The sequence below is a fragment of the Bacteroides sp. GM023 genome (genome assembly GCF_014750685.1).
Taxonomy (GTDB): domain Bacteria; phylum Bacteroidota; class Bacteroidia; order Bacteroidales; family Bacteroidaceae; genus Bacteroides.
This window is the reverse complement of sequence record NZ_JAAXGE010000005.1, coordinates 486,866-504,582: the sequence shown is the minus strand read 5'-3', so window position 1 is coordinate 504,582 and position 17,717 is coordinate 486,866. Positions and strand designations below refer to the sequence as shown.

Genomic DNA, 17,717 nt, shown 5'->3' with positions numbered 1-17,717 from the left:
TGTATTATAAAAGTAAAAAACTGTCATCCTATACTGAAAAGAATCCTTGGCATGATTATCAAAAAGCACGCCAAGGATTTATAAAACAGGAAGTTAATCTTTAGTTTCCAGTATCGTCCTTCATACAACGAACACCAAAACCAAACGTACGTTTATTCCCTTTAGGTGTATTACAGTTCGTTGCATCATAATAGAACTGTGCACCAAAATCTTTCTTTGTTGCAGCATTGCTCCATAAGCTTATACAACCGTTACTTGCCGGAGCCACTCGCTGTAACGCACCATTATTGATAAAGCCAGTGCTAGGATAAATAGCTGTTCCGCCATTAGCAAAAGTAACTCCACCCTGCTTCGTTATATCGCCAGAAGCACTCGTAGTAACAGCACCTGTCTTATGATTACCGCCACTGACTGTCGATGTAAATCCACTCCACACATAAGGATGAGGAACACGATACCCTGGAGGGCATGGGTCGTAGATGGATTTCGAACCGATAGAACCGTCTCCACCATTATTCTCATATATAGCTGAATTTCCCCATAAATCATAAGCATCTTCATCCAACCAATTATCCCCTTTAATATATTTCATCGGATATTTGGCTATCTCCTCTCTTGATATCAATGTTGTAACTGTGAAATCCCAACTTACAACCTCATTATCCTTATCATAAACCGTAGCGTGTACACTTGCTGCATCATCACTCGGACCAATAATCGGATCTTTACGCCCCCACTGATAGAATAAGCCATGCGAATCTTTAGGATCGGTAGCTCCCGACCACAATTTATCATCCGTTGCACCTAAATTACGATCCATCATCATTGGTGACTGGTAATTCGGGAATGTGTTATAATCAGTATGCATGACATAGGTCTGTACCTTAGCATCCAAATCCACATCCGTAACCCAAATATGCCAACTCCAAACAATGGTTCCCGCACCATCATAAGCGGCAATTACAGCATTACCAGCCTTCAACGCCGTTTCTTCCGATCCGTTCAAAGTAAAATAAACATAATCATTTTTCAGTTTCACACCGGATATCAGACTTCTTTCACTCTGCCAAAGGATTGATGCGGATACAGGAGCCAATGGAGAAGGAATGATACCTTTCTTTGTCTCATCTCCATCTATAGCAGGAGTAATCGCTCCATTACCCATGACAGTAGCTTTAAAGCGATATTCTTGTCCTGCTTTCCCTGCTACATAGCAGTTTGCTGTTTCTGTTGTACTCAAATCGATAGATAAGTCTTCCAGAAGTTCGGCAGTAAGAGCATCCAATTCCAGATTCAACACATTAATATTACCTGCAAGTATTTTGGCAGAAGAAATCTTTCCTGTCAGACTTAGATCGTCCTCACCTACTTTTTCAATCGCTACTTTTACATTGCATTGTTTCGCTGACAAGTCTATGGGGTTCATGGACATATATCCATGGAATACTTCATTAGCAACAAGCTCCGGGGCATTATCTACCCTCAACTCTATTTTAGAGGACCCATCGGGTATGGTGAACTGCCCGGTAGTTAGATCAAACTTATAATCACCAGCCAATGCAATGCCATCCTCTGTGGAAAACTCGATAGACTTCACTTTCCAACCAACATATTTAGCAGCTGTTTTACAATTAACATCCAAGTATCCCAAAGCATGCTTAAAAGTCATCGGAACAGCGTTTTCTATCTCGGAAGATTTAGCCACTGCATACGTCAAGGCGGTGTTCGTCAAATGAGTGTTTGATGTACCTGACTGCAATTGCGAATTACTCAAGACTCCAGACACAGCTTTTGCTGTTGTATTATCCTTATTGTAAGGAGTATAAGCATAGAAAGTATGTTCTCCCGCATCCTTGTCCCAAGCTACCTGCGTATAAAACATCCCTTCAACCTGTCCTACAAAAGGTGCTGCAACTCCCACGGCAAGATTAACTGTTTTTGTCTGTTCACAAAAGAAACCGATTTTGCTATCTGCCGCCCAAGCCGTCTTATTATCACCTAACTGTGACTGACAGTTGAGGAAAATCTGGTTTCCTCCCGCCGGGTGCGTAAAATCAGTTTGAGTATAGTCATCGTCACTACATGCAGCAGCAAAAAGTGCTGCACAGAGTCCTAAGACCGGATATATATATTGTTTTTTCATCTTTGTATGATTTAAAATTTAATGAATGAAATGAATCCGACAAGCAGATTAATAACCGGGTGTCTGTTGTACCAACGGGTCTTTCGACAATACCGTCGCATCGACAGGCCACAACAAATGTTTTTCAATAAGGTCGCCCGTGACACTGATTTGGAGAGCTTTAGCCAAGGCTCCACCCTTCATACGGCGAATATCATACCAACGTTTACCTTCACCGACAAACTCTTTAGAACGCTCTTCCAAAATTGCATCTTCTGCTGTTTCGCCTTCCCGAGGATATTTATTGGCAACATATGCAGAACCGTATGCACGCTCACGTATACTGTTGATGTAAGTAGCAGGATCACCACCCTGCAACGCCACAATTTCAGCCAACATCAACTGCAAATCAGCATATCGGTATATAGGCCAGTCATTCGTAAATTTACGTATATCATTATCAAGCTCTCCTTTATATTTATTCAAAAGTATAGCTGCCGCCCCTCCGTCTACCTTATATACATCAAAGAAAGTGGCACTACGACGAATATCACTCTCGCTGAACGTATCAAAAAAATCTTTTGCATACTGATAGTTAGATGCCGTACCGTTCAGCTTTAAAGGATTCACATTATCACCCTTGTACTCTACACCGTCTGCACTCTCGAAACCTACTAAATTGGTGTTTGTAGGATACATGAATTTACTAAAGAAGTTTTCTTTTTCATTCAGCATGTAGCGGATAACGAATATCATTTCTTTGTTATCTTTCTTCGTTACATCGAATACCTCTTCAAAGTTGGTCTTGGAAGCAAAATCATATTTACCACAATCTATAATATCCTGCAATGCCTGTTTAGCTGTCGCCAAGTCTGCTGATGTATTTTTCGAGTAGACATTTTCACCGCCAATGGGTTTCACCTTACATCCCCACAACAAGATTTCAGCTTTCAACATCTTTGTTGCCGCTTTGCTCCAATAAGAACTCTTATCCGTAGAATGAATGGTAAATGCATCACTTGCAAAATAATCTTCCGATGCCTTGATGTCTCTAACAAGAAAGTCGTATACTTCTTCTTCTGTAGCTCGCGGCTGATTTAAATCGGAAGGAGTAAAACTACCATCCATAACACGTGCAGTCTCAATCAAAGGTACTCCGCCATAGGTTCGGAACAGGTGGAAATAATAGAAGCTCCTTAATCCATGCAGTATACCCATATAATAGTTCTTTTCAGTTTCATTTAAAGCAGAACTGCCGGGAACAGACTGGATAGCATGGTTAATCTGCATGATGTCCATGTAGAAATTTCCCCAATTACCTATTACATAATTAGCCACAGTGAGATTGTTTGTCACAGCCGGCACATCACTGATAGTTTGATTGAATAAGGAAGAATTTGAGCCGTAAAAGGTTCCACCCCTTAGTTCACCCATTTTGAATAATACTTCCTGACGCTCACGGACACGATAATGCAGGCCACGCACAAAACGTTCTACCTGATCTTTGGTGCTCCAATAGTTACTAATACCATAGGAGTCTACCGGACTCAAATCCAAATAATCACAAGACTGCATGGCTCCTATCAACAACACTAATAATATATATTTTATTTTTTTCATAATACTACCTTTCTTTATGATTTTAGAATACAACCTTTAAGCCCATCAAAACTGTTTTGGGTAAAGCATAGCCGCCTTTATTACCACTGGTAGTTCCATATTCGGGAGTATAGAGATGATTATCCGTTATGTAGAATAGATTTTGACCGGTAAGAGTCACCGTCACCTTTTCCATCATGGCTTTTCTTGTCCACTGTGATGGCAGGTCATAGCTCAAAGAGATTTCACGGGCACACAGATAGGAAGCATTTTCCCATAACAATGAAGTGTTACGAGTATAGTTCTTCTTAAAGTTAGTATCATTAGTTACTAATACTGGAAGTTCAGCTCCCGGATTATCTTCTGTCCATGTCTTCTTTGCCAATTCCGGTACATTAAAGTGTCCGGAAGTAATACCCATAAAGTATTGATAACCGCTATTCCACTTCTTATAACCCAGCGCATAATCAAAACGGGCAAAAAGTGTCAGCCCTTTCCACGTAACAGATGTATTGAAACCACCCATCCATTTTGGAATTTCATTGCCGAGCTTCACCTGGTCATATGTGTCAATAGTTCCGTCACCATTCACATCGTACCATACTGCATCACCCGGAGCCAACTGTTGCGCATTCTTTTGCTGTTCGACCGTTAACTGGGCATAAGCTGCCGGACCATATACCGGTTTGGAAGGAATCTTATCCACATAATAAGCATAATTTGCCAAGTCTGCCTCGTCACGCACTACATGCATCATCTTAAATCCATAGATATCTCCATAAGATTGTCCTTCTTGTATTCCACCCATCCATACGGTTTCATTACTGCCCTTGCCTTTGTAAACTTCTGTACCACCTTGGCGGTTATTTACATTACCGTTATCGGGCAACTGTAGTATTTTAGATTTCACGAAAGTGATGTTAGCACCCACATTCCACTTAAAATCCTTACGATCAAAAATACGGTAATTGACTTCAAGTTCCATACCTTGGCTGCGCACAGCACCATTATTTGTAGTCATCGAACCTACTCCGGATGAAGAAGCTAAAGGTACATCGGCAATCAGATCGGTAGTTTTCTTGTTGAAGTAACCTACGGTCAAATCTACTTTATTAAATAATCCCAACTCGATGGCAGTATCAAAAGAAGTCGTCTTCTCCCAACGTAATCCGGGATAGGCAATATCATCAATCAACAGACCGTAAATGCCGTTGTAATTACCGGCATTCCCATAGCTACCCTGTAATTCATACAATCCGATACCATTCACATTACCATTCTGTCCGTATCCCATACGCACTTTCATGTTGGAAAACAGATCCAGATATTTCTCCATAAAGTCTTCACGATAAACATTCCATGCGGCACTAACACCGGGGAAAAATCCCCAACGATTGTCCACCAACTTGGAATAGCCGTCATATCGCCCAGAAAAAGAGAAAAGATATTTGCTCTTATAATCATAGGTTGCGTTAACGAAACCAGACATAATACGCTCTTGCGTATGAGTAGTAGACATGTTACGGGTAGATTTCCCATTAGCATCCAACGGTTCAGTGAACTGCAAGCCAATAAAATCATCAGAAGTGGCTCCCTGCCCCGATGCTGAAAGTCCATAACTATACTTATCTATCATTTCAAAACCACCGACTGCACTGACATTATGTTCACCGAACGAAGCATTGTAGTTAAGAATAGCATTGTAGGTTTGATCTAACTTGCGTGCATAAGTGGCAGAAGCCTTGCGGTTGGAATTTAACTTACCGGGGGCAGTAGGCAATTCTTTATCAAAAGATTCTGTTTCCTTCATCCAAAGATACCACATTCCACTCAATTTCAAACTCAATCCCTTCATCAAGTCTACTTGGAAAGAAGTTCCCAGTGTAGTCTTGTAAGCTGTATTTCTACGATAATAGTAGTTCTTCATTTCATTCCAGTTGGCATTTTGGGTATTGTTGAGCAGTGTAATAACTGTCCCATCCAAATTAGCCCCCTTGAAGGTAGGAGGAGCCGCAGCCACCACACTCCAAAAATTAGCATCACTCATGTAATTAGGATTGGTTTCTGAACGTGAAAAATTCACAAAACCTGAAGCCTTCAGCCAGCTTTTAATCTTATATTCACCGTTCAAATTAAAAGATAAACGCTGATATCCTGACTCCAATGGAAAACCTGTTTCATCATAATATCCGATACTTGAATAATATTTACCCTTATCATTTCCACCGGAAAATGAAATATTATAGTCCTGTGTCCATGCATCCTGTGTATTCAATTTCATAAAATCAGTTTCCTTGAACAACAAATAATTGTCTGATGCAGGATCTTTCATCGACTGCCAACCATAGTCCAAAAGATATTTATTCTTATCCGTTAGAATAGATGTACTATAGATACCATTACTACTTTTATTTCCATCAGCAGTAATGTCATTTCCCGTACCCCATCCATTCACCAGGTTCAAATCGTCCCCACTACGTTTTGCAGCCATACGTTCCCAATACAGATAATCGCGTGCATTCATAAAATTATAATTGTCACGAGCAAAACCCTTACCTATATTTACATTCAAAGTTACGGTTGTTTTTCCCACATGTCCACTCTTGGTAGTTACCAATACTACACCATTGTTGGCACGCGCACCATACAATGCTGTTGCAGCAGCATCCTTCAAAACTTCAATAGACTCTATGTCATTACTATTGATATCATTCATATCATCTTTCTGCACACCGTCAATAATATACAACGGACTACCAGTACCGTCCAAAGAAGCACCTGCACGCACCTGAATAGAAGGACCTGCTCCCGGTTGCCCGGAGGTTTGCGTAACACGCACACCAGTAACCGTCCCTGCTAAAGCTGTCAACGGATTGGAACGCACCCCTTTTTCCAAAACTTCAGAAGACACTTTGGAAATAGCAGCAGTCAGTTTATCCTTAGTAACAGTCTTGCCATAACCTGTGACAATAACTTCCTGTAAACCTATAGCATCATCTTTCATCACTACCATAATATTCTTACGTCCATCCACTGAAATATTCTGCTGAACATAACCTATGTATGAAAAAGCAAGAACTGATTTACTCTTCGTCAATGTTAGTGCATATTTTCCATCTAAATCTGTAATAGCACCATTGGATGTGCCCACTTCCAATACAGAGACACCAATCAAAGGTTCTCCCGCAGCATCTTTTACAATGCCATTTACCGTCTGCCCGACTTGCGCATACATACTGCCAATGGAGCAAAGTATGGCTACTGCCATGAAAATTACCTTCCGGCAGCACTTTAAATGTATTTTTCTCATATTAAAGAGGTTATTTAGTAGATAATATAAACAATTCCAATCTCATCCATCCGGCCGGACGAATTGACAGTTTTTGAAATCCCGGTTCATCACCAAGCTCGGCAACAATGACCATATCACCATCAGGTAGAAACGCCATGCATGTATATCCTGCCGCTTTATCATAAAGTACCATTTGATCTGCCGGTTCGAAGGTATGTGAATGACCACCAAAGAATTTAGCTTTAGCCAAGTACAATATACCTCGATCATCATGAGCTCCTGTTTCGGTAATTCCTTTCGGGCCACAATAATACAGCCAGTCATCCTTTACAGCAACACTCCCTGCACAGCCATCAGCAGGAGTAGGTAATGCTGTCGGAGCATAATCTGCAAAAGAAGGCCATTTGGCTCCACCATCTCTACTTACATAATTTTGGCGGTATCCTTTATAACGGATATTTCCAATCAGAGCACCATCCGGAGCTTCTGTTACGGTCCATTCACCGGATTTATTAGGTTGGCCGGTTTCCCATGTTATTCCGCTATCATCCGACCACATTGCTGTATTTCCACCATTTGAAACGGTTCCGGCATCTTCATTCACTTTAAAAGTACGTATGGGAACAATCAAACGATTCTTGTATTGCTCACTCGATAACATTTGCACTCCTGAACCGGGACCGAAGCTGCCAATCATTCTTGTTGCACCGCTAAAGATACCAATTGTAACCTCATCAGTCAGATCCTTTCTTGCCCAAGTCAATCCATCATCTTCTGAAATATACATGATAGCTCTATTATTATAACCTTGCTTAGCAGACTCTTTACCCATAGCATCCCATAAAGAGGTAAACAAAAAGATTTTACCTGTGACCTGATCAACAACTACAGTCGGATCCATATATGACAATCTTGAAGAAGTAGCTTGAACAGTTAAATTCTTTTCAGTCCATGTTACTCCCCTATCAGTACTACGCTTCATCAGAATATCTGTTCGGCTAGCTTTATCTTGCCAAGTTCCATAGCGAGCTTCACAGAATACGAGTATACTGCCTTTCTTTGTAACTGCAACTGCAGGAACACGATAGGACACATCATTGCTTGCTTTTGAATTAAATACAGTAATTGTCGGAGAAGTAATTTCCCATACCGGCCCAGAATCTGGTTCAGGGTCAGGATCAGGTTTCGCAACTTCATCTGGATAAGGTACAGGACTGAAGTTATTTACATTATCATCCGAACAGGCAATAATGATAAATAAGCCCAAAACATAGTAAATATTTTTCAAAAAGATTTTCATAATATAAAAATTAAAGATTAATAATAGGTACTAAGATTAAGTCTAATCGCATCCACCCCGCCGGGCGCTTGAGAGGTTTGGTATTAGGCAGTGATTTTCTAGTGAACCCTTGTGTGTCTGCCGTTTCAAAGATAATAGCCATTCGTCCATCCGGCAAAAATGACATACAACTATATCCCGAAGCTTTATCATATAATACAAGACCATTATTCCATTTCTTCCCACCATTTTCACTCTTATACAATGTTAGTGTCGCACGTTCGTCATATTCCGGTGTTTCAGTCGTACCTTTTATACCAGAAAAGTAAAGTTTCTCTCCATTCCCTAATATACTTGCCTGGCATCCTTTCGATACTCCAGGCAGAGCGGGGTCTTTTACCGCCTTACTCCATGTTTCTCCGCCATCTGTACTATATGCTACTGTACGGGCGCCGGCTACACGGGCATTATAACTTAATACTCCATTAGGAGATTCAGCTATCTGAAATTCGTTGTCATCATCAGCATCTCCACCTACATTCCATGTTTCACCATGATTGTCGGAATAAATAGCCACATCATGTGCAACTTTACCTTCTGCATCAGAAATACGAGCAGGCAAAATCAGTCGCCCTTTATATTGCTCTCCAACCATTTGCAACCCGGCTCCCGGTCCGAAACCATTGATACGACGTCCGTCAGGAATCAATTCCGTAGTAACATCTGTTGGAGTTGACCATGTTTGCCCATTGTCATCAGAAGATATTAGAACCGCCCGGTTATTGGCTCCAGAATGATCATCCGCTGGCCAAAAGGTTGTAAAAAGAAGGATTCGTCCGGTATTTGAATCTAAAATGGGGGTAGGATCCATATATGCACCGGAGTCTCCTTTTGTCAAGTCTTGCATTACAGACCATGTTTTTCCATTATCAGTACTTCGTTTTACCACTACATCTGTGCGGCTTTTATCCCGCCAACTTTCTCTACGTGCTTCACAAAAGACAAGTAATGAACCATCTTTTGCAGTCAACAATGAAGGAATACGATAACTATTCACGTTATCATCCCCTGCGGAGAAAACTGTATATTTGGTAAATTCAGAAGTTTTATTCAGTGAAGTAGGCTGTGCCTCTCCTCTCGTTATCGAGAGGAGGAGCAGAATACCTATAAAAAATATGTCTTTCAAGATAGGCATATAACAAAACTTTAAAATGAAAAGGATAAATAATATATTACTTACTTTTCAGCAATTCTTCGCAAAGCGTAAAACTGCGAATCATCATACGAGGTATATGGAAAGGACCTTTAAATATATTCCCTTTAGCGGGTTGGGCAACAGTACCGTCACGGTGAAGATAACCATACCACTCACCATATTCTTTATCAGGAAAATGAGCATAGGTCCAATCACTTATTTGTTTGTGCATTTGAAGATATTTATCATCTCCTGTAGCTTGATAAGCATACAAAGTGGCGATAATAGCTTCTGTTTGCGGCCACCAGAATTTCATATCCTGGGAATAATCTTGAGAAGGAAGATTACGGCAATCACGGAAATTAATTATTCCGCCGAACTCTTTATCCCAACCCCACTCCCAAGACCAATCAAGAATTTGGAGTGCCAATTGAAGCAAGTCTTTATCCCAATTACGATATTTAGCTTCTTCCATTATAAACCAGGCAGTTTCAATACAATGTCCCGGATTAATAACACGTCCGTTGCATGTATCAATAAACTCACCGTCAGGTCCGACCATCTCAAGCAAAGCTTTAAATTCAGGATGGATAAAATATCTGCGCAATGCAGCTATTGAATTATCAATTTGTTCCGTTAATAAAGGATCATCAATGGCCATACGGATACGGGAAGCCGTATTTATCAGAATCATTGTAATAGAATGCCCTCTTGCCTGTATAGTAGGCAAATATTTCGGTTCGAGCAGCCCCGGAGTTTCAAGGAAATATTGAGTTCGTTTAAATAGCTCTAAAGCCTTTTCTGCATATTTCTTTTCACCGGTTGCCAATGCATATTCTGCCATTGCAATAGCTGCGAATCCTTCAGAAAACACATAACGACGTTTACGCAAAGGTTTTCCGTCTTCTGTGACCTCGAAAAACATATGGCCATCTGTATCAAAGCAATATGCATCGATAAAATCAATGCAACTCTTCGATGCCGCCAACCATTCAGGATTCTTCTCTATATTATTATATGCATAAGCTGCAATAAAACCAAAACGCCCTTGGAACCAAACAGACTTTGTTGTATCCATCAAGCTGCCGTCACGATTGACGCATGTATACACGCCACCATGTTTACGGTCGAGTCCATGTTCCATCCAAAACGGCATAATGTTGTTCACGATGTCGTTTTTATAAGACGTGGCCCATTGATTTAAATATTCTGTAGCGTTCATATAGTGTTTTTTAGAATTTATTGCAACGGTCAAAGAAATTGATTGCTTCGAGTTCCGCTTTCATTTGTGCTTCTTCCGCATCTGTCATATTTTGGAAAGGAGTACGATTTTTACCCAAATCAAGACCAATCAGTTTCATGATACGTTTTCCACCTACAATATTTCCACGGAAGTGGCAAATCACATTGATTACTTCCTGTGAGAAGTTCTGACGCTCGCGAGCTGTTTCAATATCACCGGCTTCCCAAGCTTCGATTATACCTACCAGTTCTTTTCCATTATAATTGGTTGTTCCGCCAATTCCTCCCTGAGCACCACCCATAGCCAGGCAAGGAAGAATCGTCTCATCTTGTCCATGCAGCATATCATATTTACCATCTTTATATAAACGGCACTGGTTATACTCATACATGCTTTCAAAAGTATATTTAATACCGGCAAAATTGGGAATACGTCCATCCACAGCCTCCAACAGTTTTACCATTGGCAAAAAAGCACCATTGAATGCAGGAATATGATAATAATAGAAAGGAAGTTCAGGTGCACCACACGCTATCTCTTCGATGTATTTCACCAATTCTTCAATGCGTCCAATTTTCGGAAACGGCGGAGCCATAGCACCAATTCCCCACGCTCCTATCTTTTGTGCATGTTCAGCCAGCATACGACTTGCTTTCACACAACAACTTCCAACATGAACGATCACTTTAAAACCTTTCGGAGCAACAGATACCCAGCGTTCTGCCAGTTTCATACGTTCTTCTTCGGTAAGCATATAACCTTCACCGGAAGAGCCATTAATAAATACACCTTGCAAGCCATTCTTTACTAACATTTTAGCGTATGCTTCAATCGGTTCCAAATTCACTTCACCATTTTCATAAAACGGTGTAAACGGTGCATCAATAAGTCCTTTAATTCGTTCCATAATTTTATTTTTTATAAATTATATATTACTGTTTTAATCTTCCATATTATCTGTCTTCGGGCGCAAGAAGTAAATCTGAAGCGCCAATGCGACAGCAACAACAACACTTAACATCGCAAACCCTTGTCCCAAACTTCCTCCGTCAGTCCATTTTCCCAGTACTTCGGTAACAGCCGCTCCCGCAAAGACACCAGTCATATTCATGATTCCATAGGCTGTAGCCCGATGTTTAGCGGATACAAACTGACAAAGAATAGGCATATTATTCGCATCAAAAATCCCAAATCCAATGCCGAAGAGTAATCCGGCACCTATAACACTTACGAAACTATGTCCAAATCCCAGTAGAAGTAATGCAGGTATAGTCATTCCCAAACCTATAGCACCGGTATATACACGCCCACGAACATTCTTTTGTACCCAACGATCGGAAAGAAGTCCACCCACAATCACACCAATAAATGATGATACAGCTATTGTAATTGTAGAAATCGGACCGGCTTCTGCCATCGGTATATCCAAGCTGCTGGCAAACAAAGTGGGAAGCCAATTTTTAGTGGCCCATCCGGGCAGACTTGGGGCTGCAAAATAGAAAAGTATAATCCAAAATGCCCAGTTAGTAAAAAGAAGGGAAAGTCCGCTTATCACGGAAGGCCTTTTCTCTTTCAGCTTTTCACCTGCATTTTTGCCTGCAAAGTTATGAATTGGATTCTCATGTAAAAATAATATAAGAATGAGGGAATACACGACACCTACGATACCAAACCAATGAAAAGTAGCTTGCCAGGAAAAAGCGGCAGCAGCCGTAGCTCCAAATCCTCCAATAGCCTGCCCCATATAAAGTCCGGTCATATGTACTCCGATAGCGAGTGAACGGGATTTCCCTTCATGCCAATCAGCTATTAAAGATAAAGCTGAAGGTATATAAAGTGCCTCACTCACCCCCATTATAGCACGCAACCAATAAAGTTCATGAAAATTATGCGCATAACCCATTAAAAAAGTAACAGCAGACCAAACAAAAAGACTACCTACCACCAACCATTTCCGACTTACACGATCAGCAATAATTCCGGCAACAGGACTCATAAAGCCATAAATCCATAAGAAAATAGCCATCAACGCTCCAAACGCTTCTGCCTTATTTAGTTCCACAATATCTACTTTCATCGCTTCCTGCATAGTAGACAGCATCTGACGGTCCATATAATTAAGAAGTGCGACCACCCATAATAAACCTACTACTACCCAAGGATAAATACTTTTGTTTTTCATAAGAACGTTTTTTAATGTTTTTCGTATTAAACTGATGCAAACATAATATTATTTTTATTATCCACCAAATATTTAATAAAATAATTTATTATCTATTCGATATTTATTAAACAAGAGTAAATAAGAAGGAGCAGAATATGGCTATTATATACAAGAAGGTAGTATCCCAATCATATAGAATACTACCTTCTCATTTCAACTATTATGCTGAAAATCAAACCCTAACTTTCGCAATCAATTTACGGATTTTACCATTACCAATAATCGGCGCATGAGGATCCTCCGGATATACAATTGCAAATTGACCGGGAAGCAAGTCTACGTAAGTGGTTGGGACATCCGAATACAGAGCACAATCTTCTTCTTTCGAATAAGCTTTTGTCTCCTCCTGCAAATCTTCCAATGCCTTCCACCCAATTCTCTCCGTACCCTCCAACAGAATATGTACGTCAATATAATCATGATGCAATTCTAAGACTTGTTTTTCAGCAGCAACACACTCAGGATTTACATTATTAATAAAAAGACGTTCGCCGTCAATTTCAATACGCCCCAAATCTGCATGAAGCAAATCATGGCTCTTTACATAGTCAAACAAAACTTTAAATAAAGGGTGAAGTCCCTCAATACGTTCACTGTTTTTCAAATTAGATACAATCATATTTTTCTTATTTAAATGATAAATTTAGTTCTATGATGAAGAATCTTACTCCTTTTATAACATTCAATACCCTTTCAAATAAATCAACGCAAACATAATGTTATTTTTATTATATCGCAAACAATTAATTAAATATTTTACTAACAAAATCTCAAATATGAAAGATAAATAGTAAACAATATAAATTATAAACTATCGAAGTCACTTCTATTCTATAAAATACAGTAACCAAAAACGATTATTTTACTAAAAAAGAATCAGTCATACATTTATAGAATGCTTCTAAAGCTATTATTAATAAATAATTTTATTATCTTTGTCAAAAGAACATAGAACAACAGATATGAAACAACATTTATTAAAAGAAATAGAAGCAGGAACCAAGAATGCACTTCTTAAAAAGAAGATCATTACACATTATATATATAATGGGAGTTCTACAATTACAGATTTGGCGAAGGAATTGGATCTTAGTGTACCAACTGTAACCAAATTCATTTCGGAAATGTGCGAAGATGGGTATATCAATGACCATGGCAAATTGGAAACGAGCGGTGGACGCCACCCTAGTTTATATGGTCTAAATCCTGAATCCGGCTATTTCATCGGAGTGGATATAAAGAAATTCGCCATCAATATCGGGTTAATCAACTTTAAAGGGGACATGGTCGAACTCAAAATGAATATTCCCTTCAAATGCGAAAATACGCCCCAGGCCCTTGATGAATTGTGCAAACTAATTTTGCAATTTATCAAGAAAATAGATATTTCCAGTGATAAAATACTCAATATCAATATTAATGTTTCCGGTAGAGTCAACCCTGAATCCGGGTATAGCTTTAGCCAATTCAATTTTGAGGAACGCCCCTTGGCAGAGGTGTTGGCTGAAAGAATCGGATTCCCTGTTACTATAGATAATGACACACGTGGCATGACTTACGGAGAATACATGAAGGGATGTGTAAAAGGAGAGAAAGACATCATTTTCGTTAATATTAGTTGGGGATTGGGCATAGGTATCATTATTGACGGGAAAATATATACTGGAAAATCCGGTTTTTCAGGAGAATTCGGACATACTAACGTTTTTGATAATGAAATAATCTGCCATTGCGGAAAAAAAGGTTGTCTTGAAACCGAAGCGTCAGGCTCTGCGCTTCATCGTATATTAATTGAACGCATTCAGAAAGGAGAAAGTTCTATCCTGTCCAACCGGATTTTATCTAAAGAAAATCCTTTAACCTTGGACGAAATTATAGCTTCTGTCAACAAAGAAGACCTGCTCTGTATCGAAATCGTAGAAGAGATCGGACAGAAGCTAGGAAAGCAGATTGCAGGATTAATCAATATCTTCAATCCCGAACTGGTTATCATAGGTGGAACTTTATCATTGACCGGTGACTATATCACCCAGCCTATAAAGACAGCAGTGCGCAAGTATTCTCTAAACCTGGTCAATAAAGACTCCGCCATCATGACCTCTAAACTGAAGGACAAGGCAGGAATCGTAGGGGCTTGTATGCTGGCACGTAGCAGGATGTTCGAAAGCTGATATCTATCTTTTACGCTGCGAGAAGATACTGTCTATAAAGCGAACAATATAGACGATAGCAACTCCTGCGACGATCATAACAATAATACGACTTAACATAGACTGTGTTTTTATAGTTCATACAAACTTCATATAAAGATATTCCTATCCGTATAAAAGGAATTCTGTCAAAAAACGAAACGCTGATTATTGGATTAATAATCAGCGTTTTTTAATTCAAGAGCCGCTAGCCAGACTTGAACTGGCGACCTACGCGTTACGAATGCGTTGCTCTACCAACTGAGCTATAGCGGCGTTTGTCTCTCGTTTACGGCGTGCAAAATTACAGCTTTATTTGAGAAAACAAAAAGAATCCAGCTATTTTTTTGAGGTTATTTTTTCAATCGGCTTTTGTTGACTAAATCTAAAACTTCTCTTTGTGATCAAATTTACCCTCATCGGTATAATATTTCCATGTACCTTTGGGTTTGTTATTAGCGTATTTTCCGCGAAGTTTCAAAGTGCCATCTTCATAATATTCACGGTAACGTCCATGTCGTTTTCCCTCTTTGACTTCCGACTCGCTCTTCAATGCACCTTCTGGATAAAACTCCCGCAGAACATTTCCTTCAAACTTCTCGACATAGAAACGTTTCAGTTCGCTCATCTGTTCTTTTTCGGTTTCAGCATCTTCGTTCATTTCTTCGTCATCCTCATCAGTTGCAACCACAACAGTCTCTTCAGGCTCATAGGGCGTATAGTCCATAACATATTGCAAAGAAGCCGACTGGCTATCCCCAATCACCTGCATCGTCCAATAAGGGAATGAATACAAAACATCTTTATTAGATTGTATCTCGTTCCATGTACTCGGATTCATCATAGGTTTCAACTGAGAATAGAACTTATGCATATCTGTATATAAGAAAATAGTAGAACTGGATTTCATATACGAAAGTGCATCCTTAAATCCCTGATTATTCTTCAATAAGTTCTTTTGTTCGTAATCCTCTACAAAGGAAAGCAAAGAAGAAGCCTTATTACTGAAAACAACATAATCATCCACGTAAGTATAATATGGTTTCTCAAACTTATCAAATAACTTTCCGAAAAACAGGCGGAAGAAGCCCTTCATCTCAACATAATTGATCTCAAAGTCCTTATAATTAACCGTCTTGACCTTAACCGGAGTACGTCGCTTTATCTTCTTCTCTATAAACTCCATATTCTTACGGGCATCTTTTATACTTTTAGCCCTGACAGCCAAAATAAGTTCAGGCTCACGTCCTAATAACCCCGGCTCAGACTGTGTAATAGCAAATTCACCTGACATCCAACTCAGAAAGTTATCCTCTAAAGAGATCCCAAACAATCCTTCAATCTTTTTCCGGGAACTTTGATAAGAATCATACAACTGTTTATCATGCACAGAAAGTGCATTTTCCAACTCCTTCACAAAAGTTACCGGATTATCGAAACCTATATTTGTATAAAGAGCCGTTCGCCCGGAAAGAATCTCATGCGCTTTCATCTTATGTTTTCCCGAATTCAACAAAGCAGTAACATAGGGATCGGCAGAGTCTTTTCGTAAAGTATATCCCTTCACTTCCATTCTGTCTTCGTTTGCATTCAGATAAAGGCCGGCAAAGTTCATAGAGTTACTAAAGAGATCAACATATTCGTTTCTCGTTCCTAAATAAATAGACATAAACTGAGGAACGCGTGCATAATTGATAAAGACTCTTACAAGCCCCTTGCCCGAAACTAATTTCTCCGTTTCAATAAAGGACTGATCGAGTCCGATTTTGGGTTTATTACGCGAATCAATAGCCGATTCGACAAGAGCGGATGTATAAGAACCCACCAGGTGATTATCCACAAAAGCAATGTAGAAAATATCACGCGTATCAGGGTCACGCATTTCAAGTATATTGATGCCATTATGCATTCGGTTAGTAACCTTAAAGCCACTCATGACCAATACCGTTTCAACCTGATCTTTCAGCAAATCCATCTTTGACGCTTTCTGCATATCCAGGATAAGCAGGAAATCCCAATTAGTAGGACGGGTTTTATGAAGTGAAATCAGCATGTCTCTTTCACCGACAAGAGACAATAATACTTTATTGCTTTTTACCACCGAGTCGAGCTTTTCCACACTCTCGGTTACTTCTTCAAAAGATTTCGCTTTCTTCAGACATTTCCATGTCTCACTTCCGCTAAACTTTTCCCAATCCTCAATCGGAGCTGATGACTGGATAATAAATGCAGCATCTTCGGGAACCAGATAAATCTGCTGAATATTACGGTCGGGCGAGACAAACAAATAAACGATGGAATATACAACATATACCGCCAAGGCTAATCCTGCCACTACCAGAGCTCTCTTTACAAATTTTCGACTATTCTTTTTCTTACCGGGTTCAACATATTGCTCTTGTTGCCCGTTGTTTAATTCATCCATCATGTTCCGTTATTGAGTTGAGCGGGCAAAATTACTAAAAAAAACGAGATTAATTGATTCGTCCTGATTCATTTAGCAAAAATTCCATCCCAAACCCTCTCCGATTTTATTCTGAATAAATTATAAACCATTGATCGGTATGGCAAATT

Annotated in this window: 11 protein-coding genes and 1 tRNA gene; 1 reads left to right on the top strand and 11 read right to left on the bottom strand. The window is 39.6% G+C overall.

Features of this window, described 5'->3' with window-relative positions; all coding sequences use genetic code 11:
- Positions 1-100: 100 nt before the first annotated feature.
- The 9 genes from HC965_RS12975 to HC965_RS12935 all read right to left on the bottom strand — a co-directional run bounded on the left by HC965_RS12975 (position 101) and on the right by HC965_RS12935 (position 13,573).
- Positions 101-2,143, bottom strand: a complete 2,043-nt coding sequence (locus HC965_RS12975; protein ID WP_191031845.1) for a fimbrillin family protein — start codon at positions 2,141-2,143, stop codon at positions 101-103.
- 48 nt (positions 2,144-2,191) lie between these two features.
- Positions 2,192-3,742 carry a RagB/SusD family nutrient uptake outer membrane protein gene (locus HC965_RS12970; RefSeq protein WP_191031844.1) on the bottom strand — a complete coding sequence of 517 codons (1,551 nt, stop codon included), beginning with the start codon at positions 3,740-3,742 and terminating at the stop codon, positions 2,192-2,194.
- Between the two features lie 22 nt (positions 3,743-3,764).
- Positions 3,765-7,031, bottom strand: a complete 3,267-nt coding sequence (locus HC965_RS12965) for a TonB-dependent receptor (protein ID WP_191031843.1) — start codon at positions 7,029-7,031, stop codon at positions 3,765-3,767.
- A gap of 10 nt (positions 7,032-7,041) precedes the next feature.
- Complete coding sequence (locus tag HC965_RS12960; RefSeq protein ID WP_191031842.1) at positions 7,042-8,313, bottom strand: sialidase family protein; 1,272 nt, start codon at positions 8,311-8,313, stop codon at positions 7,042-7,044.
- A 10-nt stretch (positions 8,314-8,323) separates the two neighbouring features.
- Positions 8,324-9,487: an exo-alpha-sialidase gene (locus HC965_RS12955; protein ID WP_191031841.1), complete on the bottom strand. Its 1,164-nt coding sequence runs from the start codon at positions 9,485-9,487 to the stop codon at positions 8,324-8,326.
- A 37-nt stretch (positions 9,488-9,524) separates the two neighbouring features.
- Complete coding sequence (locus HC965_RS12950) at positions 9,525-10,709, bottom strand: AGE family epimerase/isomerase (RefSeq protein WP_191031840.1); 1,185 nt, start codon at positions 10,707-10,709, stop codon at positions 9,525-9,527.
- A 10-nt stretch (positions 10,710-10,719) separates the two neighbouring features.
- Complete coding sequence (locus HC965_RS12945) at positions 10,720-11,637, bottom strand: dihydrodipicolinate synthase family protein (RefSeq protein ID WP_191031839.1); 918 nt, start codon at positions 11,635-11,637, stop codon at positions 10,720-10,722.
- A gap of 33 nt (positions 11,638-11,670) precedes the next feature.
- Positions 11,671-12,912 (bottom strand): MFS transporter, encoded by a 1,242-nt coding sequence (locus HC965_RS12940; protein ID WP_191031838.1) that lies wholly within the window; start codon positions 12,910-12,912, stop codon positions 11,671-11,673.
- Positions 12,913-13,126: 214 nt separating this feature from the next.
- The gene (locus tag HC965_RS12935; RefSeq protein WP_191031837.1) at positions 13,127-13,573 is read right to left on the bottom strand and encodes a YhcH/YjgK/YiaL family protein; all 447 of its coding nucleotides are present in this window, start codon (positions 13,571-13,573) and stop codon (positions 13,127-13,129) included.
- Between the two features lie 343 nt (positions 13,574-13,916).
- Between HC965_RS12935 and HC965_RS12930 the strand changes: the two genes are divergently transcribed.
- Positions 13,917-15,125 (top strand): ROK family transcriptional regulator, encoded by a 1,209-nt coding sequence (locus HC965_RS12930; protein ID WP_191031836.1) that lies wholly within the window; start codon positions 13,917-13,919, stop codon positions 15,123-15,125.
- A gap of 221 nt (positions 15,126-15,346) precedes the next feature.
- Here HC965_RS12930 and HC965_RS12925 read toward each other — a convergent pair.
- Both HC965_RS12925 and HC965_RS12920 read right to left on the bottom strand, forming a co-directional pair.
- Positions 15,347-15,419, bottom strand: a tRNA-Thr gene (locus HC965_RS12925).
- A 109-nt stretch (positions 15,420-15,528) separates the two neighbouring features.
- Positions 15,529-17,568 carry a toxin-antitoxin system YwqK family antitoxin gene (locus tag HC965_RS12920; protein ID WP_191032020.1) on the bottom strand — a complete coding sequence of 680 codons (2,040 nt, stop codon included), beginning with the start codon at positions 17,566-17,568 and terminating at the stop codon, positions 15,529-15,531.
- Positions 17,569-17,717 lie beyond the last annotated feature (149 nt).

Coding starts and splice junctions, on each gene's coding strand:
- HC965_RS12930 (WP_191031836.1), top strand. CDS start 13,917: ATGAAACAACATTTATTAAAAGAAATAGAAGCAGGAACCAAGAATGCA.
- HC965_RS12975 (WP_191031845.1), bottom strand. CDS start 2,143: ATGAAAAAACAATATATATATCCGGTCTTAGGACTCTGTGCAGCACTT.
- HC965_RS12945 (WP_191031839.1), bottom strand. CDS start 11,637: ATGGAACGAATTAAAGGACTTATTGATGCACCGTTTACACCGTTTTAT.
- HC965_RS12965 (WP_191031843.1), bottom strand. CDS start 7,031: ATGAGAAAAATACATTTAAAGTGCTGCCGGAAGGTAATTTTCATGGCA.
- HC965_RS12920 (WP_191032020.1), bottom strand. CDS start 17,568: ATGGATGAATTAAACAACGGGCAACAAGAGCAATATGTTGAACCCGGT.
- HC965_RS12935 (WP_191031837.1), bottom strand. CDS start 13,573: ATGATTGTATCTAATTTGAAAAACAGTGAACGTATTGAGGGACTTCAC.
- HC965_RS12950 (WP_191031840.1), bottom strand. CDS start 10,709: ATGAACGCTACAGAATATTTAAATCAATGGGCCACGTCTTATAAAAAC.
- HC965_RS12960 (WP_191031842.1), bottom strand. CDS start 8,313: ATGAAAATCTTTTTGAAAAATATTTACTATGTTTTGGGCTTATTTATC.
- HC965_RS12970 (WP_191031844.1), bottom strand. CDS start 3,742: ATGAAAAAAATAAAATATATATTATTAGTGTTGTTGATAGGAGCCATG.
- HC965_RS12955 (WP_191031841.1), bottom strand. CDS start 9,487: ATGCCTATCTTGAAAGACATATTTTTTATAGGTATTCTGCTCCTCCTC.
- HC965_RS12940 (WP_191031838.1), bottom strand. CDS start 12,912: ATGAAAAACAAAAGTATTTATCCTTGGGTAGTAGTAGGTTTATTATGG.